This window comes from Pseudomonas sp. DWP3-1-2 (assembly GCF_049896285.1).
GTDB lineage: Bacteria > Pseudomonadota > Gammaproteobacteria > Pseudomonadales > Pseudomonadaceae > Aquipseudomonas.
The window spans coordinates 617,057-643,608 of record NZ_JAFCTZ010000001.1; the positions used below are offsets into that span (position 1 = coordinate 617,057).

The following is a 26,552-nucleotide window of genomic DNA, read 5'->3' on the forward strand; positions in this document are numbered from 1 at the left end:
TTTCCTGCGGCGAGTAGAGGCTCCATGTGATATCACATGGCTACCATTGGTTCAGTTTGAATCAGTCACGAGCCACTCGTGCAGCTTTATTTATTAATGATGGGCATGCGAAACAGTGATGGTTGATAGGAGCGCTCAGCAACACTGGTGTGGGCAGTACCCATGAGCTTGATCTTGATCTAATCACTGGATATGCGTACAGCACTCCTATAGAATCGCTTTCTTTTGCAGTTTCGACCCCAGTGTTGGAACTGTCCGGTGACGAAAGGGTTTTGATGTGCCACAACCACCGTCCAGCAGCGCCGACTCGTTGATAACGGCCCACTCCGAACGACTGGGTAAACAGCAATCACCCCTCAAGCTGTATCTGGCGCGACTGGCGCTTTCGAGTCGCGTGACCATGACGTATGTGCTCCAGGACGCGGCAGATCGGCTGGGGATGGTGGACATCGACATCCATGACGTTCCCTGGCATTGCGTGGAGCCGGGCCACCTGACAGCGTTGGTGGCAACGTTACGCGCCGACAACTACGCACCCAATACCACCTCGCTGTACGTCAATGCCATTCGCGGTGTGATGAACGAGGCATGGCGACAGAATCTGATCAGCCATGAACAACTGCTCATGATTCGCTCGGTCAAGCCGGTCAGTGGCAGTCGAGTGGTCAAAGGCAAGAATATCCGCCGCACACTTATCCGCGAATTGATGGAGGTGTGCGCTGCCGATCCCCGCCCCCAGGGCCGCAGAGACGCCGCCATCATCGCCATTCTCTATGGTTCCGGAATGCGCAAGGCGGAGTCGGTCAATCTGGATCTGGCGCAGGTCGATTTTGCCGAGCGCAGCCTGCAGGTGTTGGGCAAAGGGAATAAACAGCTGATCAAATATGCGCCGACGTGGGCCTTTGAGGTGCTTGAACAATGGCTCCAGTTACGCCGCTCCAGCCTGCCGCCAGGGCACGATGATGATGCGTTTCTGTTCAACCGGATTCGACGGGGCAATCACATCACCCGTGATCGCATCACCAAACACGCCATCTACTTCATCGCCAAGCAACGAGGTCGGCAAATCGGTGTAGACATCATGCCCCACGATTTCCGCCGCTCGTTTATCACCCGCGTGATTGAGGAGTTCGATCTTTCCATCGCTCAGAAACTCGCGCACCACACCCATATCGCCACCACCGCAGCGTACGACATGCGCGGCGAAAACGAGCGGCGTAGGGTAGTGGACCGATTCGATCTGTGACTATCAAGCAAGACATCGGTGGAGAGGGCGAATTTTACGCAAAAAAAAGTCACCGCACTGGCGTGAGGTGACTTTAAAGTTCTAACCAAAGGAATGATGAAGTGGAGCAAGTATTCGATTGTTTTCCGATGCGGAGTCGGAAAACGCTTGAAACGTTGTGCTTCATCGCCGCTGACATTAGCACCGGTTCCATCCTTATAACTATTACGATAATTGATAATGACTATTATCAAACCAACATGATGCCTTTTTACGAAAAATGCTAAAAACCCGGCGTGGGCGTTCACCATGAACACGGGCATTCGACAGGGAAAAAGTAGATCAATAGAATCCTTGCGCAATCCTGTCTGTCAATTCTGCTTATCTTTTCAGCATTCTGCCGACCATTTGTTTTTATCGCGCATATTCGATGGCGTATCAGGATTGACCTTTTAGCGCGTGTTTACAACGATAGGAACTATTCGATATACAGAGGATAACAACGAACTGCGTTTGATCGCTGATTACCCGATCACTATCTTCTGACCGACTAGACCGCCGGGTTGACCGCAAGGGTCAGCCCGGTGCATTGCAACCGATCAAGCTCCGGTTCTGGAAAATCGCTTGCGATAACTGCTGGGGCTGATGCCAACCAGATTGCGAAAGTGCCGACGAAGGGATTCCTCTGAGCCGAACCCCGTCACCTCCACCAACTCGGCCAAACGCATGCTGGAAGACTCCAACAGCTCTTTGGCATATGCGATTCGCTCACCCAAAATCCAGTCGTAGGGCGTCAGCCCGGTGCTTTCCATGAACGTTCGGTGCAGCGTGCGTGTGCTGACAGCGGCCCGGTCGGCCATCTCTTTGATGCTGTAGGCGTGTCTCAGATCGCTGCGAATCCAGTCCATCAGGTTCGATATCGGCCCATCGCTGGCCGACACCAATTGGCGCGACGCATACTGGGATTGCCCACCTTCACGGTGGGGCGGGATCACCATGCGTTGCGCGACCATGTTTGCAACGCGTGCGCCATGATCTGACCGTACCAGGTGCAACATCATGTCCAGGCCGGCTGCTGAGCCGGCCGCAGTCACGATCTGGCCTTGGTCGACATACAGCTCATTGGGCTGGATGATCAGTTCGGGATACATGCTGGCCAGCAGATCGGTATAACGCCAGTGCGTCGTGACCCGCTTGCCTTCAAGGAGCCCGGCAGCGGCCAGCACGAATGCACCCGTGCAGATCGAGCAAATTCTCGCACCCCGTGCATGGGCCGCTTGCAGTTGAGTGATCAACCTGGCGGGCACTTCACATTCCACGCCACGCCAGCCGGGTACGATGATGGTGTCGGCGTTTTCCAACAGCACGTTTCCTGGGGTCGGGACAATGGTGATGCCCCCAGCCGCCGTGATCGCGCCTTCATCGACCGGGAAGGTTGCGAATTCGTACCAGGTCACGCCCAGCTCGGGCCTTTTCAAGGCAAAGACTTCCACCGTGCAACCAAATTCGAAGGTGCACAACTGGTTGTAGATAAGCGCGACGACAAGGTGATTTTTCATGGCGCGATGTTACCGGATATTGGCATTCCAGAGCGTAGTCCCGTGTAGATGGACTGGTTAACCTGCAAGGTGAAATCAGGCCCTCGCCTGAATACTTGATCAGGGTCGCGCAAGCCACCAGGGAGTTTTTCCGTGTCAATCAACATCGGTATTTACGTTTACGATGAGGTTGAAGTCCTCGACTTCGCCGGCCCCTATGAAGTGTTCACTACTGCCTCTCGCATGCACCTGCGTAGCAGCGGCGACGACCGCATGCTGTTCAACGTCTTCACCGTCGGCCGGACTTTGGCATCCGTACGGGCGCGTGCCGGCTTGAAAATAGATCCGGATTATTCGATCAATGATCATCCCGTCATGGATTGCCTCGTGGTGCCAGGCGGCGTGATTACCGCTGAACTGGACAAACCCGACGTGATCCACTGGATCAGCGCTCAGGCGGTGCCTCAAAGGGTCATCGCATCCGTCTGCACCGGTGCTTTTCTGGTTGCCAAGACCGGCAAACTGGCGGGCAAACAGGTCACGACGCACTGGGAAGACATCACTGACCTCAAGGAAATGTTCCCGTCTCTGGATGTGCTGAGCACCCTGCGCTGGGTGGATGAGGGAGCGTTCGTTACCTCGGCGGGCATCTCGGCAGGTATCGACATGAGCCTGCATATGGTTGAACGCCTGCACAGCCGTAAGCTGGCAGAGCGCACCGCGTTGCAGCTCGATTTCGACTGGACTGAAAACCACTGATTGACTCGATGAGAGACGTCCACGGCAATCAGCACGGGCAGCTCGCTGAAAACTAAAATGCAACGTTTGGCTCTGACGAGGCTCATAGCAATAGGTATTTTGAAGCAGAATCGGAACAGCTCACATCAATCCGAATCGTTTCGGCTCGGCTCACTAGAAGCGGATGATTGGAATTTATGACGACACCGGACAAGCAATACGTGGATTGGCTGGTAGAGCAATCGATGCTGAACGCGGCTAAACAACGGGCAAAATTGTATTCGGGGCAGGGCAGGCTATGGCAGCGCCCCTTCGCCGAGGCCCGACCGCGCGATGCTTCAGCCATCGCCTCTGTATGGTTCACGGCCTATCCGGCGTCTATCGTCACACGCGAAGGCGGTTCGGTCCTGGAAGCCCTGGGTGATGAAGCCTTGTGGCACGCGCTGTCCGAGATCGGTATTCAGGGTATTCACAACGGGCCTTTGAAAACCTCGGGCGGCCTGCAAGGGCGACAGCGCACGCCCAGCATCGACGGCAATTTCGACCGTATCAGCTTTGGCATCGACCCGGATCTGGGCACCGAAGCGCAACTGCTGAGCCTGAGCCGCATCGCTGCCGCGCATAACGCGGTGATGATTGATGACGTGATTCCTTCCCACACCGGCAAGGGTGCAGACTTTCGTCTCGCGGAAATGGCCTACGAGGATTACCCCGGTCTTTACCATATGGTGGAGATTCGTGAGGAAGACTGGCATCTTTTGCCAGATATTCCAGAGGGGCGCGATGCAGTCAACCTGCTCCCCGAAGTGGTCGATCTGCTGAAGGAAAAGCACTACATCGTTGGACAGTTGCAGCGGGTGATCTTTTTTGAGCCTGGCGTAAAGGAAACTGACTGGAGCGCTACCGCCATTGTCCAGGGCGTAGACGGCAAGGCACGCCGGTGGGTGTATCTGCACTATTTCAAGGATGGCCAGCCTTCATTGAACTGGCTTGACCCGAGCTTCGCCGCGCAGCAGATGATCATTGGTGATGCCTTGCACGCCATTGATGTCATGGGCGCACGGGTACTACGCCTGGATGCCAACGGTTTCCTTGGGGTAGAGCGCAAGGCAGAGGGTAACGCCTGGTCGGAGAGTCATCCGCTATCCATCACCGGCAATCAGCTGTTGGGCGGCGCAATTCGCAAGGCAGGGGGTTTCAGCTTTCAGGAGTTGAACCTGACCCTGGACGATATTGCCTCCATGTCCCACGGCGGTGCGGACCTGTCCTACGACTTCATCACGCGCCCGGCGTATCAGCACGCTCTGTTGACCGGGAATACCGAGTTTCTGCGGCTGATGCTGCGTCAAGTCCATGCGTTCGGGATCGACCCGGCTTCGCTGATTCATGCGCTGCAAAACCATGATGAATTGACCCTGGAACTGGTGCATTTCTGGACGTTGCACGCCCATGACACGTATCACTATCAAGGTCAGACCTTTCCCGGCAACATCCTGCGTGAACATATTCGCGAAGAGATGTACGAACGTCTGACGGGCGAGCACGCGCCTTACAATCTGAAGTTCGTCACTAACGGTGTGGCTTGCACCACAGCGAGCATCATCACCGCCGCACTGGGCATTCGTGACCTTGAAGCGATCACCGATGCGGACATCCAGAAGATCCAGCACATTCACTTGTTGCTGGTGATGTTCAACGCCATGCAGCCCGGCGTTTTTGCTTTATCAGGCTGGGACCTGGTGGGGGCACTCACATTGCCGGCCGAACAGGTTCAACACCTGATGCAGGACGGCGATACCCGCTGGATTCATCGCGGTGCCTACGACCTGGTCGACCTGGACCCTGAAGCGGAGTTTTCCGCCGGGAACATGCCACGTCCAAAGACGCTCTATGGCAGTTTGATCGACCAGCTTAAGCGTCCGGACTCTTTTGCGTCACAGCTCAAGAAAATACTGGCGGTACGTCGGGCCTACGACATTGCAGCGAGTAAACAGATACTGATTCCGGATGTGCTGCATCCAGGCCTGTTGATCATGGTTCACGAGTTGCCAGCAGGGAAGGGTACACAAATCACGGCCCTGAACTTCAGCTCTGAACCCGTGGTTGAAACATTGCACCTCGCCGATGTCGCGCCAGGGCCCGTGGTGGATATCATCAACGAACGGGTAGAAGGCGACCTGACCGAACAAGGTGAATTCACCATCACACTGGACCCTTATGAAGGTCTGGCGTTACGCGTGGTAAGTGCGTTGCCTATGCTTTAAAAGCTGGTTAATTCGCGGCCTCGGTAATGACTGAGGTCGCGAGTGCTTTTCCCGGATTAATGACAGGACCCGCCTGAGTTGTATTGAGTCTGGTTATGATCCAATCGCCTTTACGTCCGCGAAGGCGGCTCTGACAATGCCCCCAAACCAATGATTGCTTTGGTTTCCAGGTACTCTTCGAAACCGAATACACCGTACTCACGACCATTTCCCGAGCGCTTGTAGCCACCGAACGGAGCCATGGGATTCCAGGCGGGGTAATTCAGGTGAACTTGTCCCGCACGAATACGAGAAGCAACGGCACGTGCAAGATCAAGATCCTGAGCCTGAACATGGGCGCCCAGACCATATACCGTGTCGTTTGCGATAGCGATCGCCTCATCCAGCGTCTCATACGGAATAATGCATAACACCGGGCCAAAAATCTCCTCCTGGGCAATCCGCATGGCGGAGTCCACTTCGGAGAAAACGGTTGGCCGGGTATAGAACCCTTTTTCAAAACCCTGCACACGTCCTGGTCCGCCGCAAACGAGTTTTGCGCCTTCAGCGAGGCCGACCTCGATCATTGCTTGCACGCGGTTGAACTGAGCCGCGTTGGCAATGGGGCCCAATACGGTGTCTTCCGAAGTCGGGTCACCGACAATGATTGCATTGGCGGTGGCTGCCGCCAGAGATTCGACCTCGGCCAACCTGCTCTTTGGAACGATCATTCGGGTCGGGGCGCTGCACGATTGTCCGACGTTGCGAAAAGCAGACATCACGCCCAGCGGAACGGCTTTGCCGAAGTCGGCATCGGGCAGCAGAAGATTCGGCGACTTGCCCCCCAGCTCTTGTGTAACGCGTTTTACCGTAGGGGCGGCGGCCTGTGCGACTAGAGCGCCCGCGCGGTTTGATCCGGTAATTGAAATCATATCGATATCGGGGTGCGCCGCCATGGCTGCGCCGACCTCGGAACCATTTCCATTCACCAGGTTGAAGACACCGGGCGGCAGGCCTGCGTCATGTACCAGTTGGGCAAAAAGAAGGGCGCTCAGAGGCGACAGTTCGCTGGGTTTCAAGACCACTGTGCACCCGGCAGCAATCGCCGGGGCAACTTTCGCGGTGATTTGATAAAGGGGCCAGTTCCACGGAGTGATGAGACCGCAGACGCCTATGGGTTCGCGTTCGATGGCGGTGCCGTCTTCAACGGTTTGAAAGCGATAGCTCGACAAGAGATCACGTGCGACCCGAACGTGTTCTGCCGCCAGAGGCACTTGCATTGTCCGGGAGAAGCTGATGGCAGCGCCCATTTCCAGAGAGAGGGCCTGCGCAAGCGCCTCTTTTCTTTCAAGAATGAGTTCGTAGATCTTGCCAAGGACACGCGCGCGGGACGCTACGGAAGAGGTAGACCAACCCGCAAACGCTGCACGTGCAGCAGCCACTGCCCGATCAACATCCTCGGCAGACCCGAGCGCGACCTGCGCAACAACGGCTTCATTAGCCGGATTAACCACCGATAAACTGGCCGGAATTACGGGGGAAACCCACTGACCATTGATATAAAACTTGTGAGCGGCTTGCGGATCAATGCTGTAGCTATTTGAAGAGTGAGTTGTCATCCAACGAGCTCCCTGGAGCAGTAATAAGTGCTGCGAGCAGCCGGGTAGGGAGGAGGCGTCGCCGTACATCCCTGAGTCTTTCGTCTCGTTAAACTAACAAAGCGGCCCCGTCAAAGTATGCCGTTATTCATGCCTGCAAGGGATAATCTGCCGTATCTACGAGGTTAACTTTGCACCCCTGTGACTGGAGCCGCTTGCGTGGGTAGTGCTAGCGATCAAACCCGTTTTGACGGGATTGATCGCTAGCCGATAGCTTGAGTAACCAGGGCAAACTGTCTGATTCCGTCGCGTGATTGCGGGGGTACTCCCAATACCATTCGCGGCGCTCTGTCGACGCATGGCAACCCCAGACCCTCCAGCCACTCGGCCAACCCGCAATCGCTCGGAATGTCGAAACGAACGAAGGCACCGGGTATCAAACGCAGGAGGTAGGTAATCATGTGGCGGGCCTGTTCCTGGTTTTGTGCGACAACCGGGCCAATGATATGGCCGCGGCCGAAACGGCGGAGCAGGGCAGTCCCTTTTAGCTCCCCATTCACGTCAATACCGACCACGCATTCGGCCATCGGAAGCAAATCGTTGAGCACTGCCGTGCGGTCCAGACCGCTACCCGCATTGGCCAACTCAATCAGCCTCGGGTAATCGGCCGGGCCTAATTCGCAACACTGCGAGTTGTTGGTCAAAGACATTGGCACAGGTGTCTGTGGCACGCCTTGATGCTGCTGGATTCGCGAGAAATCGACGAATCCCATGCTTGTATACAGCGGTGCGCCTGACTCGGTGGCATTCAGAATCGGCGTGCGTGGCGCGGAGGCTTCCAGGCACAGGTTCATCAGTCGACGTCCAATCCCTTTTCCCTGGTGCTCATCACTCACGATCACCAGACCGATGGAGGAATAAGCACCTTGATGACAGGCGAATGCCACGCCGACCAACTGACCGTCATATTCCGCAACAAAGCCTTCTGACGTGCGCTGCACCATGGCCCAGTCTTCTTCTCGGTGAGGCCATTTCAGATGCACGGAGAGGGCGTGTGCTGCGGGCATGTCTTTCGCGGTGACAGTGCGATAGCGATAGACAGAATCTGACGATGCAGGCATGGAACCTCCTTGAAAAGGGCGATCTTGAGTGGCGGGATCAGCGATTTTTGGTGCGCGGCTCATATAAGTTTGCCGGTGCTGAAAAGGGCTGTAGATAACGGCATCGCAATCGTGGAAGGATTAGTAAACCGACGGATATCGAATGGACTGATAGAGGTTCTGGTACTGCCGGTGCTGATCAGTTCGGCCATCACGTCGCCAACGCCCGGGCCAAGCTGGAAGCCGTGGCCGCAGAAGCCGAAGGCATAGAACAACCCATCGACGGTACCGCTAGGGCCTATGACCGGCAGTGAGTCCGGCGTGTAGCTCTCGATGCCGCTCCACACCCGGATGATGTTCAGCTTCTCGGCCCCCGGCAGCAGGTCACGCATTTGCCGCATCTGGTTGAGCAGGCTTTCCGGCTTGAAGTATGCACGACGGTTGAGCATGTCCGGTTTGCAACGGTTGCCGCCGCCAATGATGATGTTGCCCCGGGGAATCTGACGGAAGTAGATCACCTCTTCCTTGATTTTGGTAAACACGCCGATTACCGTCGGCAAGGCGTAGGGCACAGGCTCGGTCACCGACATCTGCGGACCATTGGGTTCCAGCGGTACCGGTTCGCCGAATTGCTCGGACAGCCTGGCGGCCCAGGCGCCCGCGGTGATCAACAGCTGTTGGGCCACGAACAACTGGCCCTCGGCGGTCGTGACGTGGAATTCGTCATGGGCCTTCTGGACCTCGATGACCTCAGTGCGCTCTTCGATTCGCGCACCGAGGCGTCTGGCCGCCCGGGCAAAAGCCGGCGCCGCCAGACGCGGGTTGGCGTGGCCATCGTGAGGCGCGTAGGAACCGCCCTTGACCTTCGGACCGAGGAACGGGAAGCGTTCATGCAAGGCCTTGCCGGTGAGTATCTGCAAGTCCAGTTCACGAGCCTCCGGTGCCGCAGCGTAGGCTTCCAGTTCCGCGATCTCGTCCTCGCGGTAACAGACGCGCATATGGCCGCTGGCAATGAACTCAAGGTCGTCGTCGATCAGCTCCGGCAGTCGTTTCCATAACGCCCAGGAACGATTCGCCAGTTCCAGCTGCCCGAGGTAACGCCCCTGGCGCCGCACGTTGCCGAAGTTCACGCCGCTGGCGTATTGACCGATCTGGTCCCGCTCCAGCAGGGTAACCGAGTGTCCACGTTGGCTCAGGAAAAACGCCGACGTCGAACCCATGATGCCGCCGCCAATAATCAGGACATCGCTTTTTTGTGGTTTCATGAGAGCTCCTCGACGTTGGTCATCGGCAGGTTTCCTTTTGTTCACCACGGGCCAATGCTTCGATTTCGATCAAGCAACCATGATGCAAGGCCGGAACGGGCACCACGGCGCGTGCCGGTCGATGGTCGCCCAGGTAATGGGCATAAATCCGATCAAAAGCGGGCCAGTGTTCTATCCCTACGAGATAGACAGTGACCTTCAAGAGGTCACTCGTGCCCCGGCCCGCGCCGCTGAGGATCGCCATGAGGTTATCGAGGGCGATTGATGCTTGAACCTCAAACGGCTGGTCGGCACAGTGGTCGCCGTTCGCGCGTACGGGCAGTTGCCCGGACACATATAAAACGCCCTCGTGCATGACCGCCTGGGAGTAATGTCCGCCCGGAGCTGCTGCATGAGCCGTGTGGATCAAGTCTATTGAACCTGCTTGATTACCAGCCATGTAAGCGACTCCAGGTGTGCACGACGCCCTCGGCATCACAGGCGTGATAGTCCGGAAATTGCGCGCCTGTGGCACAGGCATGGTTGGGCAGAATGCGCAGACGGCTGCCGATGGGGAAGCGAGCGACGATGTTGGCGCTCTCGGTCGCTCCCAGTGTGATGATGCCGTGTTCCTGGTTGGCGCCCGTGACCCGCGCGCCCTCGATCCAGTCGCCGGCTTCGGTACACACCTGTCCGTAACCATAGTCCTGCCGTTGGCGCTGCGTGCCGCGATCACGACTCATGGCCATCCAACCGGCATCGGTGATGATCCAGCCTTTATCTTGCTGGTGGCCTATGACGGTGGTCAGCACGCTCAGTGCTAACTCGTCTGGCTGACAGACGCCGATGTTGTGCATCACCAAATCGAAGAAGACATAGACGCCTGCGCGCACTTCAGTGACGCCTTCCAGACTTAGCACCGACAGTGCTGTGGGAGTGGAGCCGATGCTGACCTCCGGGCACGCCAACCCGGCGGCGCGAACTCTTTCAGCGGCGCTGACGCAGAGGAAGCGTTCTTGTTCGGCTAGATTCTGCAACGCTTCAAGATTATCCAGTTCGTAACTGGACCCGGCGTGGGTCATCACGCCTCGCAATCGCATGCCGCCGTCAACAAGGATACGTGCGACGTCTATGAGTGCGTGGTCTTCAACGGTCAGACCTGAGCGGTGGCCGTCGCAATCTATCTCGATCCACACCTCGAATCGTTCGTCGTGTTTCTGTCCGAAGGTGACGATTGCCTGCGCCCCGATGACACTGTCGGTGAGCACACTCAGCTTGCACCCCTTGCGCCTGAGTGTCAGTGCCTGGGCCAATTTGCCAGGCGCTATTGCAACGGCATAAAAAATATCGCTGATGCCTTCAGAGAAACAATGCTCAGCTTCTTTCAGGGTGGAAACCGTGACACTGCTTGCGCCAGCGGTTATCTGTGCCTTGATCACAGGGAGGCATTTGCTGGTTTTGATGTGTGGCCTCAAACGCACACCCAAGGTTTCCATGCGCTGCTGCATACGCTGGATATTGCGCTGCATTCGCGGGATATCGATTATCGCAATGGGGGTATCAAGGGAGGCAAGGGTGGCTGACATGACAGGGCTCGGGTAGCTGGGTACAGCGTCGACTCTACTCAGCTGTCATAAAGTTGTGGTTCAATGGATCGTCATCAATCATTAAGTAAAACTGAATGATCTCTGTCGAAGACCTGCGCCTGGCCGTAACGCTGGCGCGCTCCGAGTCTTTAAGCGCTGCCGCCAGAGCCCTGAATGTCTCGCCGCCGGCTCTGTCCATGCGTCTGCGTAAGCTGGAGATGCTACTGGGTGTCGCGCTGGCCAATCGTGACGCCCGGCGCCTGAGTCTAACGGCCGATGGCGAGCGCTTTTCCCGGGAAAGTGCCCTGTTGCTGGAACAGCTGGACGCGCTCCCGGAATCCTTCAAGCAACAGGATGAGCGGCTAGTGGGTACCCTTAGGCTGGCGGCGCCGTTTGGTTATGGGCGACAGCGCATTGCGCCGCTGCTGGCTCGTTTTGCCAGGTTGCATCCACAGTTGTGCCTGCACCTGGACTTGCGTGAAACACCGTGGCCTGATCGTCATGACAGCGATGCTGTGATTCATATTGGTCACCTCAATGACAGCCTTTGGATCGCCAGGCCACTCACACAAAACAACCGATGGTTATGTGCCAGTCAGGCCTATCTGGACCAGCACGGTGTGCCGTCGTCGCCGGACCAACTCGCCGAACATCGCTGTATTTGCATTCGGGAGAACGATGAAGATGTCACGCTGTGGCATATGCGCAAAGGGCAGGGGCGCAAAACGTTGCGCATCGAACCTGCATTATTGAGCAACGATGGAAGCGTAGCCCGGCGCTGGGCCGAACAAGGCCTGGGGTTGGTGTTACGTTCGCAATGGGATGTCAGTGACGCAATCGCCAACGGCAGCCTGATAAGGGTGTTGGCGGATTGGCAATTCGACAGCGCGCCGATCAACCTGTTGGTGCCCTCACGCAAACTGCGCAGCCCGCGCGTGCAGGCGTTGGTGGCATTTCTGGAAGATGCATTGAAAGCATGATCAGGTCGACAGGCATCACGAATCACCTCATTGATCCCGCGAAGGATTCCCATGCTGGAACGCTCCGCAAACTCTGCTGAGCGCGACCTTGAAAACGGTAGTTTGTGTCAAAAAACCTGCATTTTTAAACGATATGCAGGGGCTCGCAATGGTGTAATGAACCCATGCGGCAGCATTGCCCCCATGCTTTATGGGCATACACCCTCAACAATGATCAGGACCGGTTCGCTTCAGGTTCTTCGTCTAGCGCCTCAACGAGCCAATAGGGTGCTAGCCGTCTTATGACCAACTCTCAAGACCGTCCTGATACGAACTTATATGAGCAAACTGATTGGGTTTGACGCTTGATAAATAGATACACCGGCGTGTATGCACCGCGATCGGCGTCCAATCTGAGGGTGAGAAACCAATGAACAAAATCACTGTGAAACCGACCGCAGCCCCCCTCAATCTTTCTGCTGGCAAGCTGTCTCATGGCACCTTCTGGTTGGGGCTGGTCGGCGCCGCGATGTGCGTTATCTGGTTACTGGTGGCGATCTTCGGCCCATGGCTAGCGCCGCACCCGGTGGGTGAAGTGGTTTCTGACAATGTCTTCGACAGCATCAGTGCCCTGTACCCGTTCGGCACCGATTACCTGGGCCGTGACATGCTCAGCCGCGTGCTGATCGGCGCGCGTTTTACCGTGGGCCTCGCGTTGGTCGCAGCGGTGTTGGCCAGTGGTTTAGGCACCGGTTGCGCGTTACTGTCGGTGGTTTCGCCCAAATGGCTGGATGAAGTGATCAGTCGCCTGATGGATGCCTTCATCTCGATCCCGAGCAAAATGCTAGCGCTGATCATGGTTTCGGCTTTCGGTTCCTCGGTGACCTTGCTGATCTGCACCGCCGTCCTGAGTTACACCCCCGGCGCTTTTCGCGTCGCCCGCAGTATGGCGGTGAACATTGAAGCCCTGGAGTACGTGCAGGTGGCCCGCACCCGTGGCGAGCGCCGACTGTATATTGCCTGCATGGAAATCCTGCCAAACATGCTCAATCCCGTCTTGACCGATCTAGGCTTGCGTTTCGGTTACATCGTGCTGTTACTCAGTGGCATGAGCTTCCTCGGACTCGGTGTCCAACCCCCGGATGCTGACTTAGGTTCGTTGGTGCGGGAAAACATCGGCGGTCTTAACCAAGGCGCGCCCGCTATCGTGATTCCGGCACTGGCCATTGGCACGCTAACCATCGGGGTCAATCTGCTGATTGACCAGTTGTCATCGCTACGCAGTCGGCGTTCTGGGGGGCATTGATGGGGGTATTCTTTAGTGGTGCGGCAAGCAGTGTGAGTATCTCGTTTTTAAACAAAATCGGCCGATAGCAGACAGTGATCGAGAAATTTGCGTACGGTCTGAAGTTGGCATCGTATTTTCGATGCCGAATTAAACTCAAGGAGGGAGAGGGCGGACAGCATTGAGAGAGCGTATTAAGTTATAACTCAACTAAATAGACATTTAGTTGAGTTAAGGTTAATCCGTAAACTCTTAGCGACCGAAGGTATTTGTAATTTTATTGGTTGGGGCAGGGAATAGACGCGGGGCAAATTGATAGAGCGTTTGGGTTTGTACGATCGCTCCTTTGGCGGACACACCAAGGACCATCGATATTTGCCCAGAACCGGCATGGCTACTGCTGCGTTTATCTTTTTTCTTAAAAGCCATGAGTTTGTCCAAATAGCTCATAAAATCCTTGAGCGGAACGCCATTATTCAAGGTGTCCAATGGAGAGATGGGGGTTTGATGGTTGAAATAATGACAGGCCGACAACCGCATTTCTCGAAAAACAGGCAAGCTTTGAGGCGTGTCATGGGGCGTGCCATATATCATTACATGATGGTTGTGTGACTTGAGATCTTCTCTAGCACTTTCGTAATCCGTGAAAATGGTCTTTTCGGTATTCAGTTGGCCGGCATCGCGCTTGAACTCAATCAGAACGAATGTCGAGGCCTTTCCAAAAATCCCGTCGCCTACAGTACGCTCTTCGATGCCTGACAGCGGTGCCGCAAAGTCCAGCTTATTGGCCTTCAAGGCTTCGAAGACGAAGCGATATTCAACAGTTTTCTCCCACCATGTGACTTCCATTCTGACTCCATGTGAAATGATATTTCTAGTATCCGCGCCAGGATGATGTCGCCAGAACTGCCAACCTTGCAACCAGATCTTAATTGTAAGCTCCGATCAAGGCCGCTGGACTAGGCCAGAAGGCAGTGCCTGCCGCAAATCTGACCACCAGAGCCCCCCAGCCTCACACAGCCAGGTACGCATAATTCGACGGACGTTATGGTACTTCGCTGCCCCAGGGCAGAATCGGGCATCGGGATAATTGCGTAGCCCCGGTGCCCGATTTACCCATAACGTGCATTATGCGTGGCCTATTTTTCGTCATACCTCGACTGCCCGAAGGGCATTAGGCGCTTCGCAGATCCGCAGCCAGGCTAATCAACATCCGCGCCGATACCCGGCAACGCCGGCCGATTTTCCGTCCAACAAAAAACCCCCGACGATCTTCTGATCCCCGAGGGTTCCTGTCGCGTTCAAAGCCCTTGCAAGCCCCGCGGTGACACTTCGCGCCCTGATCTTCTGCTTTTCCCAGCCTTGGCCGTGTCTGGCTCTACGCGGTCCCGTGACGTCTAGCGATATCGCCGGTCAGGTCCCGGCAGGTCCGATCTTTTAGCGGCTTTTCTCCGCCACGCAAGCGGCGATTGTGTTCTTTTTCGGATCTCCTAGCAGCTCCATCAGGCTATCTGCCGCTTTGTTGCAAGCAGCTTCGCTTTCGAAGCTGCCCATGCTTGTGTTTGCAGCCCAGTTGATCCCAATCCATAAAATCCAATGCATTTCGCCTCCTGCTTTTTTCGGCTGAACGGGTGGGGGTGCTGTTACACCCCCACTTTACCGAAGACCTCTGCGGTCCTTCGCTTTACTCCGATTCGATAATCACGTCACCGCTTTCTGAAAGTCGAGCGTAAGGCACTGATTTTTCTAGGATTTTATGTACTAACTCGCTATCCCTCATGGGCTGCTTTCCTAGTTTTATCAGTATCTTGTTGAATTCTATGGCTTTTTTGCGGATAGCTTCTTGCTCTCCCGCCGTCAGCCTTACGTTTGTGGCCATTCCATCACCGTTCATCAAAAAATCCTCTCGATAATACATGTGTGCACGTCGACAAGTGTTGACGTATACAGTTCCACATGTGTAGATTTGCTTCCTATGTTATTTGTGTGCATGTGTAAGGAAGCTCATGTTTATCGACTGGCTCACCGTTTCCCAGGAACACGACCATGACCTTCCCGTCGTGTGTGACGTGTTCACGCTCACGATTGACGCCAATACAAACGAGGTTTTGAGCTCTCGTCAGCCTCGTTTCAAGCATGAAGCCAGCTTTTCCACCTCTGTGACTATCTCAGTTCAGGGCCGAAAAATCCGTGTTGAAGGCAATCCGAGTCGGGTAGGGCGGCAAGACAACCTTTTCGGCTATACCAAAATTGAGCAGTGCATGTCTGTGTACAACAGTCTTCTTCGTGAATACGGCCTTCCTGCTTTTACCCGGTGTACCCGTCTTGATTTTCGCGCCGGTTCCTCTGGTGCAAAGTCCGGTGATCGTATTGCGGATGGGGCCAAGATAGAGCGGATTGATCTTACAACCAATGTTGCTGTTGGTTCTGGCAATGTTGTTTCTTACTTGCGCGGCATTTCAAGTCAGCGAATCGGTCATAGTATTGGTTTTCTTTATCCTAATGGCCGCACTGTAACTTGGACTCCTAAGGGTAATGGTAAGGGCGGACGTCTCCAGTACCGTAAAGCTTATGACAAAGCTTTCGAGATGGATCAAAACTGTCTTCCGAAAATCAGACGCCTTTTCGGTGATGACTCGCCTGAATTTAAATATGTTAAGCAAGTCCGCGATTACTGCTTTGATCAAGGTGTTGTACGAATGGAACAAGAGCTCAAGAGCGAGCTTTTGCAGCGTGAAGCCCTTTGCTATTGGGGTTTATTTAATGAAAGCCGTTTTAACGAACTCCACGATGAGTTTTTGGGCATTGATGAAAAATTAAAGGTGACTGCTATGGACATGATGACAATTGCTGACAAGCTTATCGAGGAAGGCATTTGCAATAACCGTACTTCTGCAAATGCTACTGCCTCACATGCCATTCTTTGGATGCATGGTCATGCACATCAGGGTTCTATCAGGTCTTTTGAAACTCATGCTGCCCGCCTAAATAAGATCGGTATTAACATTCGTAACGCTTGTGATACATCTCGTTTTGCCCCTGTTTTTGTTCGTCAGTGCCGTGAAGTCACCAAATCTACCCTTGCTGTTCCTACTTGGTATAAGCGCGTTAATCATCTTCATCAGGTGGCAGCATGAAGACCGTCAGTTTCCAAGGCATACAATTAACTGCCGGTCAGAAACTTCGTCTCAAGCAACAGCAGCACATGCGTTCTTTTATGCATCCTGTTCTTGCTGATCAAATTTCTAGCACGCTTGCTGTCATTGAGCGCCGAAAAGAGCAGGGCGTTAAACCCGATCAAATCTGGTTTTTTGATTATGAAAAAACTGGTACTCCCTCTGTTGCTGAATGGATGGGTTTCTAATGGGTCGTGTCGATTATCAGAACCTCCGATTGTCCGTGGAGAATCAAATTGCTAATTATGACGCTGGCAACTGTGACAGTGGCGCTCTCGCTAATTCGCTTATGCGTTTGTTTTTACAGGCTGTTTCAACTGAACAAGTTAAGCGCCAAACGCTGAAGCGTGATCAGCTCACGTTCCGCCGCAATTCTGATCTTATCCCGCCCAGTTGGGCATATCGTAAGCCGGGTTCAACCCAGCTTCCAACATTATAAAGGGCTTTTACCATGTCTAAAACGATGACTCTTCTGATCGAACTTACCGGAATTACCCGCTCTGGCACTGCCAAATCTGGTAATCCGTACTGCATGTTCGAGGGTTTCGTTCATCTTCCTCAAATTCCGTATCCTCAAAAAACAATGTTTTACGCTGCTCTTGCCTCCGAGGTTCCTCAGCCTGGAACTTATGAGTGCGATGTAATTGCCGATGTTCGCGATGGGCGTCTCGAGTTTCAGTGTGATCCTCGTCAGGGTCGCAGGACCAATCTTCCCCCGCTTGCATCTGCTTCAACCGCTGTTAAACCCTAAGGTCTCTCGTCATGGTTGATTGTGAAGTTTGTGGCATTGAGTTTGATGAAGGTGATTCGAGTGCTGAATTCGGATTTGCTTGTGAGGATTGTGAAGGCGATCCCTCCACTTATGATCTGTTCGGCGGTGATGATGAAGAAGACGAGGAAGATTATTAACTTCTTTTGATTTTTCCGGCTTCTCTCTGGCTTTTGTTTTTCTGTTTGAGGTTTTTATGAATTTTCTGGCTTGTGATGGTGTTTGGCAGACCCTTGCAGATGGTTCTACCGTTTGCTCAGGTAATTTGCAGACTTTCACAGTCCAGGAGATGAGGGAGTCTTTGACTCCTTTGTTAACCAACGCCCAACGTGTGGAGATTGGAACGGCTCTTTTAGGCTTTTTCATTTTCATTTGGGTTTGTAAAACTGTTCGTTCTTCCATATAGGTGATTTATGAAAGCTAAGTTGCTCGCTTTGTCCAAGTCTGGCCGTGCTCAGGTGGCTCTTGCCTCCGTTGCCATGTTGTCTGCTGGCTCTTCCTTTGCCGCTGGTGAAATCGACACCTCGGAAGCTTTGACGTACATCGCTGGTGGTGTTGTGGCCGCTGGTCTGGTCACTGGCGCAATGTTTGGCCTTGTCGCTTTGATCGGCGCTGCCAAAAAAGCAATGCGCGCAGGGACGTAACTAACAAAAGCTTTGCCCGGTGGGAATTCTCTCTCCGGGCTTTTTTTTGTCTGGAGATAATCAAATGAGGTTCTTAAAATGTATATCTCACCTGACGATTTTGTTTGGTTTTGGGTTACGGCTGGTCTCTTCGCTCTTTGTACTGGTCGTTAGTCTTATTTCTACTTCGTCATACGCTGCTTATGTTTGGAATGGTTCCTATCCTTCTGCGCAAGCTGCATGTACAGGCACTGCTGCTGCAAATATTTATCCACCGGCCATTTCTGTTGTTAGCGCTACGCTTGAGGGCATGTTGGAGACTTCTGGTTATTGTAGAGTTATTAACGAAACTCAAACTGGCAGTACAAGCACTTGGGGATTTGGTCTTTCGCGCAGTGGCACTGAAGACCCTGTCGATCCTCCTAATAAAAAATGCCAAGATGCCAAAGGTGCGTCAACAAAATACAACTGGAAATCTAATTCCGATGCCCCTGCAACTACGGTGTCTATTAACGGTTGCGCTGCTTCTATCAGTGGATTTGCAATTTGTCTGACTTCGATTTCCGGCGGTTATAATTGCTCCGGCATTGCTACGATCACTGGTGATCTGCTTGAGGCTGACGGTAAAGGAAACGCTTCTGAGTGTGAGGGTTCTGCTTGCACTGATCCCGTTCCACAAAAAGAATCCAGTGAAAGTCCTTGCCAAGCAATTTCATCAGGCAGCGGTTTTTCTTGTACTGCCACCAAAGAAGAGTCCAATCCCGGACAAACCAAATGTGGAACCGCTAACGGTGCCTGGGTTTGTACTGACTCGCCAAAGGCCACCTCTACCAAATCTGTATCAGATATTAATCAAAGCTCTACTTCAAACTCTGATGGCTCAACCACCACCAAAACCACCACCACCACTACGACTACTTCCTGTAGTGGCATCGGCAATTGCACCACTGGCACGACCACTACTGTAGTTACTGGCGGCACGAACTCTAATGGAACTACAAAGCCTTCATCCTCTACTTGTTCTGGTCCTGAGTGTAACGGTGGAACTGTAAATGCTGGCACCGGTTCTGGCTCTGGTGATTCTGGCTCTGGCGACGGTGACGACGAACAATGTGAAGGTGAAGAATGTGAAGAAGAGGATAAAGGTGAGGTTTCTGGTGATATGCAATGTGAATCGACTGTAGCTTGCTCTGGCGATGTCATTCAATGTGCTGTGCTTCGCCAAGAACAAACTTCTCGTTGCGCAGACAAAGAATTTCGTGATGTGACTGATAAGAAAGTCGCTGATCTAAAGTCGAAACTCACAACTGAATTTTCTGGCAGCGATTATCAGCCGATTAAGGCCAGTGCTGATACTACATTCGATTTAAGTAATATGATTGATACTTCTAGTAAGTTTTCTTCTTCTTGCCCACGTCTTCAGACTATCTCCTATACATGGGTCGATGGCTCTGGACATTCTTTTGATCCTAATGTTGATGGTCTTTGCACGTTCTTGACTTACATGGGTTATTTAATGGTTGCCTTCGCCATGCGTCGTGCGGCTGAAATTATCGCCACTGGGATTGTATAACTATGCCTGTCTTAATCGGTTTATTGATGCGCATGATTGGTCTTTCAATTGTCCCGCTTGGTTGGAAGTTGCTTCGCGGTCTTGGCTTTGCTGCTTTCTCCTATGTGGGCATCAGTGCTGTTCTTGATAAAGCCAAAGAGTTTGCATTTTCTTCACTCGGTGGTTTGCCTGCTGATTGGATGTCTGTTTTAGGTATGCTCAAAGTTGATGTTTGTTTGAATATCATGTTTTCCGCTTATCTCGCCCGTGCGATTCTTGCAGGTATTGATAAAGCTGGTAATAAAACATCCTTTAAAATGGGAGGGACTCCATAATGCTTTTTCTCCGAACGGGTCTTCCCGGTGCTGGTAAAACCCTTAACACCATCAAAGAAATTGATGAAGAGCATGCTGTCGATCCTAAAAACTCAGAACTTCGATTGCACAAGGATTCCCAAGATCCAAACTTGCCTCCACGAACTATTTATTACAATGGCATACCTGATCTTCAGACCGATAAGCTCAAAGCTAAATGGGTCGAATGGGAATCTCCTGAACAGTGGTTTGACCTTCCTGATGGTTGTGTGATCGTAATCGACGAAGCCCAGGGCACCTTTGGTACGGATGTGCGCACTCGAGTAGAGAAGGTGACTCGCTTCGAAAAGCACCGGCATCATGGTTGGGATGTGCATATTATTACTCAGCATCCTTCTCTGATTTGTTCACCTGTTCGTAAATTGGTTGGTAAGCACATAAATTTCATTCGCCCGTATGGGCGAACAAAAGGAGTATTCCGTCACGAATATGAGATGTGTGTTGATAGTCCTGAAAAACGCAATAACTTCAAAATGGCTCAAGAATCCAAGATTGAGTTTGACGCTCATTACTTCGGTTTATACAAATCTGCAACGGTTCATACTCATAAAAAAGTTACTCCTAGTTTTGTAAAAATCATGCCGCTCATTGCGCTTGGTGTTTTGATTCCCGTTGCTATTCTTGTCGGTGGTCTTTGGTGGCTTGTTCACAAGAAAGAAGCTGAAAGCACTGCCCACGCTGTCGACAAACCGGTCTCGGCTGCAATTGCTGCATCTGTTCCCCAGGGCAGTGCGGTGATGCCCAAATCTGGTTCTTCTCCTGAAAACCTTGATCCTGCTGTTTACATTTCTCAGTTCAAACCTCGTATTGGCGATGTACAAGCTTCAGCGCCTCGTTATGATGAGATGAATAAAGCCCGGGATTTTCCTCGACCTGTTTGCCTTTCATCTACTGATATTCGGCTTGTTAGCACTGCTAAAGCTCGCGGTCAGTCGGTCGGGGAGCACAACGGTGAATTGACTGCTTGTCAGTGTTACACCCAGCAGTCAACACGCATGAAAACCACTTTGGAGTTTTGTATGTCTGTTGTTGAAAATGGCTATTTTGACGACACTAAGCAGATGCCCACATATGCCAATCCTAATGGACCGTCTTCTCAAAGAAATTCAGAGAAACCCGACGTAGCCCCCCGAGGGCCCGCAGGGGGGTTACAGAGGGTTGCATCCCGTTCCGGTACTGATCCTACGATCGTTCCCGACAGCGAGTATCCAGCACGGCCATGGCGCAACGCTTCAAACTGAGGTAATGACATGAGAGAGCAGTATCGATTCAATCCAACCTTTGAGCGTCTTGATCTTCAAAACTCGCATGTGATCGACTGGAAATGGCTTCTTCAGGACCTTCGAGGCTTTAACTGGTATCTGACACGGCATGTGTGCTGGTTGGATTCTTACGACTATCACCCGTCCTATCAGCAATGAAGGGTACGCATAATTCGACGGACGTTATGGTACTTCGCTGCCCCAGGGCAGAATCGGGCATCGGGATAATTGCGTAGCCCCGGTGCCCGATTTACCCATAACGTGCATTATGCGTGGCCTATTTTTCGTCATACCTCGACTGCCCGAAGGGCATTAGGCGCTTCGCAGATCCGCAGCCAGGCTAATCAACATCCGCGCCGATACCCGGCAACGCCGGCCGATTTTCCGTCCAACAAAAAACCCCCGACGATCTTCTGATCCCCGAGGGTTCCTGTCGCGTTCAAAGCCCTTGCAAGCCCCGCGGTGACACTTCGCGCCCTGATCTTCTGCTTTTCCCAGCCTTGGCCGTGTCTGGCTCTACGCGGTCCCGTGACGTCTAGCGATATCGCCGGTCAGGTCCCGGCAGGTCCGATCTTTTAGCGGCTTTTCTCCGCCACGCAAGCGGCGATTGTGTTCTTTTTCGGATCTCCTAGCAGCTCCATCAGGCTATCTGCCGCTTTGTTGCAAGCAGCTTCGCTTTCGAAGCTGCCCATGCTTGTGTTTGCAGCCCAGTTGATCCCAATCCATAAAATCCAATGCATTTCGCCTCCTGCTTTTTTCGGCTGAACGGGTGGGGGTGCTGTTACACCCCCACTTTACCGAAGACCTCTGCGGTCCTTCGCTTTACTCCGATTCGATAATCACGTCACCGCTTTCTGAAAGTCGAGCGTAAGGCACTGATTTTTCTAGGATTTTATGTACTAACTCGCTATCCCTCATGGGCTGCTTTCCTAGTTTTATCAGTATCTTGTTGAATTCTATGGCTTTTTTGCGGATAGCTTCTTGCTCTCCCGCCGTCAGCCTTACGTTTGTGGCCATTCCATCACCGTTCATCAAAAAATCCTCTCGATAATACATGTGTGCACGTCGACAAGTGTTGACGTATACAGTTCCACATGTGTAGATTTGCTTCCTATGTTATTTGTGTGCATGTGTAAGGAAGCTCATGTTTATCGACTGGCTCACCGTTTCCCAGGAACACGACCATGACCTTCCCGTCGTGTGTGACGTGTTCACGCTCACGATTGACGCCAATACAAACGAGGTTTTGAGCTCTCGTCAGCCTCGTTTCAAGCATGAAGCCAGCTTTTCCACCTCTGTGACTATCTCAGTTCAGGGCCGAAAAATCCGTGTTGAAGGCAATCCGAGTCGGGTAGGGCGGCAAGACAACCTTTTCGGCTATACCAAAATTGAGCAGTGCATGTCTGTGTACAACAGTCTTCTTCGTGAATACGGCCTTCCTGCTTTTACCCGGTGTACCCGTCTTGATTTTCGCGCCGGTTCCTCTGGTGCAAAGTCCGGTGATCGTATTGCGGATGGGGCCAAGATAGAGCGGATTGATCTTACAACCAATGTTGCTGTTGGTTCTGGCAATGTTGTTTCTTACTTGCGCGGCATTTCAAGTCAGCGAATCGGTCATAGTATTGGTTTTCTTTATCCTAATGGCCGCACTGTAACTTGGACTCCTAAGGGTAATGGTAAGGGCGGACGTCTCCAGTACCGTAAAGCTTATGACAAAGCTTTCGAGATGGATCAAAACTGTCTTCCGAAAATCAGACGCCTTTTCGGTGATGACTCGCCTGAATTTAAATATGTTAAGCAAGTCCGCGATTACTGCTTTGATCAAGGTGTTGTACGAATGGAACAAGAGCTCAAGAGCGAGCTTTTGCAGCGTGAAGCCCTTTGCTATTGGGGTTTATTTAATGAAAGCCGTTTTAACGAACTCCACGATGAGTTTTTGGGCATTGATGAAAAATTAAAGGTGACTGCTATGGACATGATGACAATTGCTGACAAGCTTATCGAGGAAGGCATTTGCAATAACCGTACTTCTGCAAATGCTACTGCCTCACATGCCATTCTTTGGATGCATGGTCATGCACATCAGGGTTCTATCAGGTCTTTTGAAACTCATGCTGCCCGCCTAAATAAGATCGGTATTAACATTCGTAACGCTTGTGATACATCTCGTTTTGCCCCTGTTTTTGTTCGTCAGTGCCGTGAAGTCACCAAATCTACCCTTGCTGTTCCTACTTGGTATAAGCGCGTTAATCATCTTCATCAGGTGGCAGCATGAAGACCGTCAGTTTCCAAGGCATACAATTAACTGCCGGTCAGAAACTTCGTCTCAAGCAACAGCAGCACATGCGTTCTTTTATGCATCCTGTTCTTGCTGATCAAATTTCTAGCACGCTTGCTGTCATTGAGCGCCGAAAAGAGCAGGGCGTTAAACCCGATCAAATCTGGTTTTTTGATTATGAAAAAACTGGTACTCCCTCTGTTGCTGAATGGATGGGTTTCTAATGGGTCGTGTCGATTATCAGAACCTCCGATTGTCCGTGGAGAATCAAATTGCTAATTATGACGCTGGCAACTGTGACAGTGGCGCTCTCGCTAATTCGCTTATGCGTTTGTTTTTACAGGCTGTTTCAACTGAACAAGTTAAGCGCCAAACGCTGAAGCGTGATCAGCTCACGTTCCGCCGCAATTCTGATCTTATCCCGCCCAGTTGGGCATATCGTAAGCCGGGTTCAACCCAGCTTCCAACATTATAAAGGGCTTTTACCATGTCTAAAACGATGACTCTTCTGATCGAACTTACCGGAATTACCCGCTCTGGCACTGCCAAATCTGGTAATCCGTACTGCATGTTCGAGGGTTTCGTTCATCTTCCTCAAATTCCGTATCCTCAAAAAACAATGTTTTACGCTGCTCTTGCCTCCGAGGTTCCTCAGCCTGGAACTTATGAGTGCGATGTAATTGCCGATGTTCGCGATGGGCGTCTCGAGTTTCAGTGTGATCCTCGTCAGGGTCGCAGGACCAATCTTCCCCCGCTTGCATCTGCTTCAACCGCTGTTAAACCCTAAGGTCTCTCGTCATGGTTGATTGTGAAGTTTGTGGCATTGAGTTTGATGAAGGTGATTCGAGTGCTGAATTCGGATTTGCTTGTGAGGATTGTGAAGGCGATCCCTCCACTTATGATCTGTTCGGCGGTGATGATGAAGAAGACGAGGAAGATTATTAACTTCTTTTGATTTTTCCGGCTTCTCTCTGGCTTTTGTTTTTCTGTTTGAGGTTTTTATGAATTTTCTGGCTTGTGATGGTGTTTGGCAGACCCTTGCAGATGGTTCTACCGTTTGCTCAGGTAATTTGCAGACTTTCACAGTCCAGGAGATGAGGGAGTCTTTGACTCCTTTGTTAACCAACGCCCAACGTGTGGAGATTGGAACGGCTCTTTTAGGCTTTTTCATTTTCATTTGGGTTTGTAAAACTGTTCGTTCTTCCATATAGGTGATTTATGAAAGCTAAGTTGCTCGCTTTGTCCAAGTCTGGCCGTGCTCAGGTGGCTCTTGCCTCCGTTGCCATGTTGTCTGCTGGCTCTTCCTTTGCCGCTGGTGAAATCGACACCTCGGAAGCTTTGACGTACATCGCTGGTGGTGTTGTGGCCGCTGGTCTGGTCACTGGCGCAATGTTTGGCCTTGTCGCTTTGATCGGCGCTGCCAAAAAAGCAATGCGCGCAGGGACGTAACTAACAAAAGCTTTGCCCGGTGGGAATTCTCTCTCCGGGCTTTTTTTTGTCTGGAGATAATCAAATGAGGTTCTTAAAATGTATATCTCACCTGACGATTTTGTTTGGTTTTGGGTTACGGCTGGTCTCTTCGCTCTTTGTACTGGTCGTTAGTCTTATTTCTACTTCGTCATACGCTGCTTATGTTTGGAATGGTTCCTATCCTTCTGCGCAAGCTGCATGTACAGGCACTGCTGCTGCAAATATTTATCCACCGGCCATTTCTGTTGTTAGCGCTACGCTTGAGGGCATGTTGGAGACTTCTGGTTATTGTAGAGTTATTAACGAAACTCAAACTGGCAGTACAAGCACTTGGGGATTTGGTCTTTCGCGCAGTGGCACTGAAGACCCTGTCGATCCTCCTAATAAAAAATGCCAAGATGCCAAAGGTGCGTCAACAAAATACAACTGGAAATCTAATTCCGATGCCCCTGCAACTACGGTGTCTATTAACGGTTGCGCTGCTTCTATCAGTGGATTTGCAATTTGTCTGACTTCGATTTCCGGCGGTTATAATTGCTCCGGCATTGCTACGATCACTGGTGATCTGCTTGAGGCTGACGGTAAAGGAAACGCTTCTGAGTGTGAGGGTTCTGCTTGCACTGATCCCGTTCCACAAAAAGAATCCAGTGAAAGTCCTTGCCAAGCAATTTCATCAGGCAGCGGTTTTTCTTGTACTGCCACCAAAGAAGAGTCCAATCCCGGACAAACCAAATGTGGAACCGCTAACGGTGCCTGGGTTTGTACTGACTCGCCAAAGGCCACCTCTACCAAATCTGTATCAGATATTAATCAAAGCTCTACTTCAAACTCTGATGGCTCAACCACCACCAAAACCACCACCACCACTACGACTACTTCCTGTAGTGGCATCGGCAATTGCACCACTGGCACGACCACTACTGTAGTTACTGGCGGCACGAACTCTAATGGAACTACAAAGCCTTCATCCTCTACTTGTTCTGGTCCTGAGTGTAACGGTGGAACTGTAAATGCTGGCACCGGTTCTGGCTCTGGTGATTCTGGCTCTGGCGACGGTGACGACGAACAATGTGAAGGTGAAGAATGTGAAGAAGAGGATAAAGGTGAGGTTTCTGGTGATATGCAATGTGAATCGACTGTAGCTTGCTCTGGCGATGTCATTCAATGTGCTGTGCTTCGCCAAGAACAAACTTCTCGTTGCGCAGACAAAGAATTTCGTGATGTGACTGATAAGAAAGTCGCTGATCTAAAGTCGAAACTCACAACTGAATTTTCTGGCAGCGATTATCAGCCGATTAAGGCCAGTGCTGATACTACATTCGATTTAAGTAATATGATTGATACTTCTAGTAAGTTTTCTTCTTCTTGCCCACGTCTTCAGACTATCTCCTATACATGGGTCGATGGCTCTGGACATTCTTTTGATCCTAATGTTGATGGTCTTTGCACGTTCTTGACTTACATGGGTTATTTAATGGTTGCCTTCGCCATGCGTCGTGCGGCTGAAATTATCGCCACTGGGATTGTATAAC

28 protein-coding genes are annotated in these 26,552 nt (G+C 52.1%); 17 read left to right on the forward strand and 11 right to left on the reverse strand.

The annotated features are described in order from the left end of the window. The first annotated feature begins 310 nt into the window (after window positions 1-310). Complete coding sequence (locus ACP7B0_RS02940) at window positions 311-1,246, forward strand: site-specific integrase (RefSeq protein WP_426140049.1); 936 nt, start codon at window positions 311-313, stop codon at window positions 1,244-1,246. A 578-nt stretch (window positions 1,247-1,824) separates the two neighbouring features. On the opposite strand, the gene ftrA is transcribed toward ACP7B0_RS02940, so the two are convergent. Further along, on the reverse strand, window positions 1,825-2,784 hold the full coding sequence (gene ftrA, locus ACP7B0_RS02945) for a transcriptional regulator FtrA (protein WP_426139424.1): 960 nt from the start codon (window positions 2,782-2,784) through the stop codon (window positions 1,825-1,827). Between the two features lie 132 nt (window positions 2,785-2,916). Here ftrA and ACP7B0_RS02950 point away from each other — a divergent pair, with 132 nt between their 5' ends. Both ACP7B0_RS02950 and treS read left to right on the forward strand, forming a co-directional pair. Beyond that, window positions 2,917-3,522 carry a DJ-1/PfpI family protein gene (locus ACP7B0_RS02950; RefSeq protein ID WP_426139425.1) on the forward strand — a complete coding sequence of 202 codons (606 nt, stop codon included), beginning with the start codon at window positions 2,917-2,919 and terminating at the stop codon, window positions 3,520-3,522. Between the two features lie 176 nt (window positions 3,523-3,698). After that, window positions 3,699-5,765: a maltose alpha-D-glucosyltransferase gene (gene treS / locus ACP7B0_RS02955; protein ID WP_426139426.1), complete on the forward strand. Its 2,067-nt coding sequence runs from the start codon at window positions 3,699-3,701 to the stop codon at window positions 5,763-5,765. 110 nt (window positions 5,766-5,875) lie between these two features. Here the strand turns inward: treS and ACP7B0_RS02960 are convergent, their stop codons facing one another. From ACP7B0_RS02960 to ACP7B0_RS02980, 5 genes are all read right to left on the reverse strand, one after another. After that, complete coding sequence (locus ACP7B0_RS02960) at window positions 5,876-7,363, reverse strand: aldehyde dehydrogenase family protein (RefSeq protein WP_426139427.1); 1,488 nt, start codon at window positions 7,361-7,363, stop codon at window positions 5,876-5,878. A 242-nt stretch (window positions 7,364-7,605) separates the two neighbouring features. Further along, on the reverse strand, window positions 7,606-8,463 hold the full coding sequence (locus ACP7B0_RS02965) for a GNAT family N-acetyltransferase (RefSeq protein ID WP_426139428.1): 858 nt from the start codon (window positions 8,461-8,463) through the stop codon (window positions 7,606-7,608). Between the two features lie 59 nt (window positions 8,464-8,522). Then, on the reverse strand, window positions 8,523-9,707 hold the full coding sequence (locus ACP7B0_RS02970) for an NAD(P)/FAD-dependent oxidoreductase (RefSeq protein WP_426139429.1): 1,185 nt from the start codon (window positions 9,705-9,707) through the stop codon (window positions 8,523-8,525). Between the two features lie 19 nt (window positions 9,708-9,726). Further along, window positions 9,727-10,146, reverse strand: a complete 420-nt coding sequence (locus ACP7B0_RS02975; protein ID WP_426139430.1) for a RidA family protein — start codon at window positions 10,144-10,146, stop codon at window positions 9,727-9,729. Then, the gene (locus tag ACP7B0_RS02980) at window positions 10,136-11,272 is read right to left on the reverse strand and encodes a DSD1 family PLP-dependent enzyme (RefSeq protein ID WP_426139431.1); all 1,137 of its coding nucleotides are present in this window, start codon (window positions 11,270-11,272) and stop codon (window positions 10,136-10,138) included. Before ACP7B0_RS02980 ends, ACP7B0_RS02975 begins: the two co-directional genes overlap by 11 nt. Before the next feature lie 95 nt (window positions 11,273-11,367). Between ACP7B0_RS02980 and ACP7B0_RS02985 the strand changes: the two genes are divergently transcribed. Both ACP7B0_RS02985 and ACP7B0_RS02990 read left to right on the forward strand, forming a co-directional pair. Continuing rightward, window positions 11,368-12,252 (forward strand): LysR family transcriptional regulator, encoded by an 885-nt coding sequence (locus tag ACP7B0_RS02985; protein WP_426139432.1) that lies wholly within the window; start codon window positions 11,368-11,370, stop codon window positions 12,250-12,252. Window positions 12,253-12,661: 409 nt separating this feature from the next. Next, on the forward strand, window positions 12,662-13,537 hold the full coding sequence (locus ACP7B0_RS02990; RefSeq protein ID WP_426139433.1) for an ABC transporter permease: 876 nt from the start codon (window positions 12,662-12,664) through the stop codon (window positions 13,535-13,537). A 231-nt stretch (window positions 13,538-13,768) separates the two neighbouring features. Here the strand turns inward: ACP7B0_RS02990 and ACP7B0_RS02995 are convergent, their stop codons facing one another. The 3 genes from ACP7B0_RS02995 to ACP7B0_RS03005 all read right to left on the reverse strand — a co-directional run bounded on the left by ACP7B0_RS02995 (window position 13,769) and on the right by ACP7B0_RS03005 (window position 15,410). Further along, entirely contained in the window at window positions 13,769-14,365 is a 597-nt protein-coding gene (locus ACP7B0_RS02995) for a hypothetical protein (protein ID WP_426139434.1), read from the reverse strand. A gap of 588 nt (window positions 14,366-14,953) precedes the next feature. After that, window positions 14,954-15,118, reverse strand: a complete 165-nt coding sequence (locus tag ACP7B0_RS03000; RefSeq protein ID WP_426139435.1) for a hypothetical protein — start codon at window positions 15,116-15,118, stop codon at window positions 14,954-14,956. Window positions 15,119-15,200: 82 nt separating this feature from the next. Next, window positions 15,201-15,410 (reverse strand): hypothetical protein, encoded by a 210-nt coding sequence (locus ACP7B0_RS03005; protein ID WP_426139436.1) that lies wholly within the window; start codon window positions 15,408-15,410, stop codon window positions 15,201-15,203. Window positions 15,411-15,522: 112 nt separating this feature from the next. On the opposite strand from ACP7B0_RS03005, the gene ACP7B0_RS03010 reads away from it, so the two are divergent. The 7 genes from ACP7B0_RS03010 (at window position 15,523) to ACP7B0_RS03040 (ending at window position 21,251) form a co-directional block, all read left to right on the forward strand. Next, entirely contained in the window at window positions 15,523-16,653 is a 1,131-nt protein-coding gene (locus ACP7B0_RS03010) for a phage/plasmid replication domain-containing protein (protein ID WP_426139437.1), read from the forward strand. After that, a complete protein-coding gene (locus ACP7B0_RS03015; protein WP_426139438.1) occupies window positions 16,650-16,880 on the forward strand; it encodes a hypothetical protein in 231 nt (76 codons plus the stop codon). Before ACP7B0_RS03010 ends, ACP7B0_RS03015 begins: the two co-directional genes overlap by 4 nt. A 574-nt stretch (window positions 16,881-17,454) precedes the next feature. Further along, window positions 17,455-17,601 (forward strand): hypothetical protein, encoded by a 147-nt coding sequence (locus tag ACP7B0_RS03020; RefSeq protein ID WP_426139439.1) that lies wholly within the window; start codon window positions 17,455-17,457, stop codon window positions 17,599-17,601. A 273-nt stretch (window positions 17,602-17,874) separates the two neighbouring features. Beyond that, window positions 17,875-18,105, forward strand: a complete 231-nt coding sequence (locus ACP7B0_RS03025; protein WP_426139440.1) for a hypothetical protein — start codon at window positions 17,875-17,877, stop codon at window positions 18,103-18,105. 64 nt (window positions 18,106-18,169) lie between these two features. After that, the gene (locus ACP7B0_RS03030) at window positions 18,170-19,657 is read left to right on the forward strand and encodes a hypothetical protein (RefSeq protein WP_426139441.1); all 1,488 of its coding nucleotides are present in this window, start codon (window positions 18,170-18,172) and stop codon (window positions 19,655-19,657) included. Between the two features lie 2 nt (window positions 19,658-19,659). Continuing rightward, window positions 19,660-19,971, forward strand: a complete 312-nt coding sequence (locus ACP7B0_RS03035; RefSeq protein ID WP_426139442.1) for a DUF2523 family protein — start codon at window positions 19,660-19,662, stop codon at window positions 19,969-19,971. Beyond that, on the forward strand, window positions 19,971-21,251 hold the full coding sequence (locus ACP7B0_RS03040) for a zonular occludens toxin domain-containing protein (RefSeq protein WP_426139443.1): 1,281 nt from the start codon (window positions 19,971-19,973) through the stop codon (window positions 21,249-21,251). Before ACP7B0_RS03035 ends, ACP7B0_RS03040 begins: the two co-directional genes overlap by 1 nt. A gap of 596 nt (window positions 21,252-21,847) precedes the next feature. Here the strand turns inward: ACP7B0_RS03040 and ACP7B0_RS03045 are convergent. Next, the gene (locus tag ACP7B0_RS03045; RefSeq protein ID WP_426139435.1) at window positions 21,848-22,012 is read right to left on the reverse strand and encodes a hypothetical protein; all 165 of its coding nucleotides are present in this window, start codon (window positions 22,010-22,012) and stop codon (window positions 21,848-21,850) included. 82 nt (window positions 22,013-22,094) lie between these two features. After that, window positions 22,095-22,304, reverse strand: a complete 210-nt coding sequence (locus ACP7B0_RS03050; RefSeq protein ID WP_426139436.1) for a hypothetical protein — start codon at window positions 22,302-22,304, stop codon at window positions 22,095-22,097. 112 nt (window positions 22,305-22,416) lie between these two features. On the opposite strand from ACP7B0_RS03050, the gene ACP7B0_RS03055 reads away from it, so the two are divergent. The 5 genes from ACP7B0_RS03055 to ACP7B0_RS03075 all read left to right on the forward strand — a co-directional run bounded on the left by ACP7B0_RS03055 (window position 22,417) and on the right by ACP7B0_RS03075 (window position 26,551). Next, on the forward strand, window positions 22,417-23,547 hold the full coding sequence (locus ACP7B0_RS03055; protein ID WP_426139437.1) for a phage/plasmid replication domain-containing protein: 1,131 nt from the start codon (window positions 22,417-22,419) through the stop codon (window positions 23,545-23,547). Beyond that, window positions 23,544-23,774 (forward strand): hypothetical protein, encoded by a 231-nt coding sequence (locus ACP7B0_RS03060; protein WP_426139438.1) that lies wholly within the window; start codon window positions 23,544-23,546, stop codon window positions 23,772-23,774. Before ACP7B0_RS03055 ends, ACP7B0_RS03060 begins: the two co-directional genes overlap by 4 nt. 574 nt (window positions 23,775-24,348) lie before the next feature. Next, window positions 24,349-24,495: a hypothetical protein gene (locus tag ACP7B0_RS03065; protein WP_426139439.1), complete on the forward strand. Its 147-nt coding sequence runs from the start codon at window positions 24,349-24,351 to the stop codon at window positions 24,493-24,495. Between the two features lie 273 nt (window positions 24,496-24,768). Beyond that, window positions 24,769-24,999, forward strand: a complete 231-nt coding sequence (locus tag ACP7B0_RS03070) for a hypothetical protein (protein ID WP_426139440.1) — start codon at window positions 24,769-24,771, stop codon at window positions 24,997-24,999. 64 nt (window positions 25,000-25,063) lie between these two features. Continuing rightward, complete coding sequence (locus ACP7B0_RS03075) at window positions 25,064-26,551, forward strand: hypothetical protein (protein WP_426139441.1); 1,488 nt, start codon at window positions 25,064-25,066, stop codon at window positions 26,549-26,551. Window position 26,552: the final 1 nt, after the last annotated feature.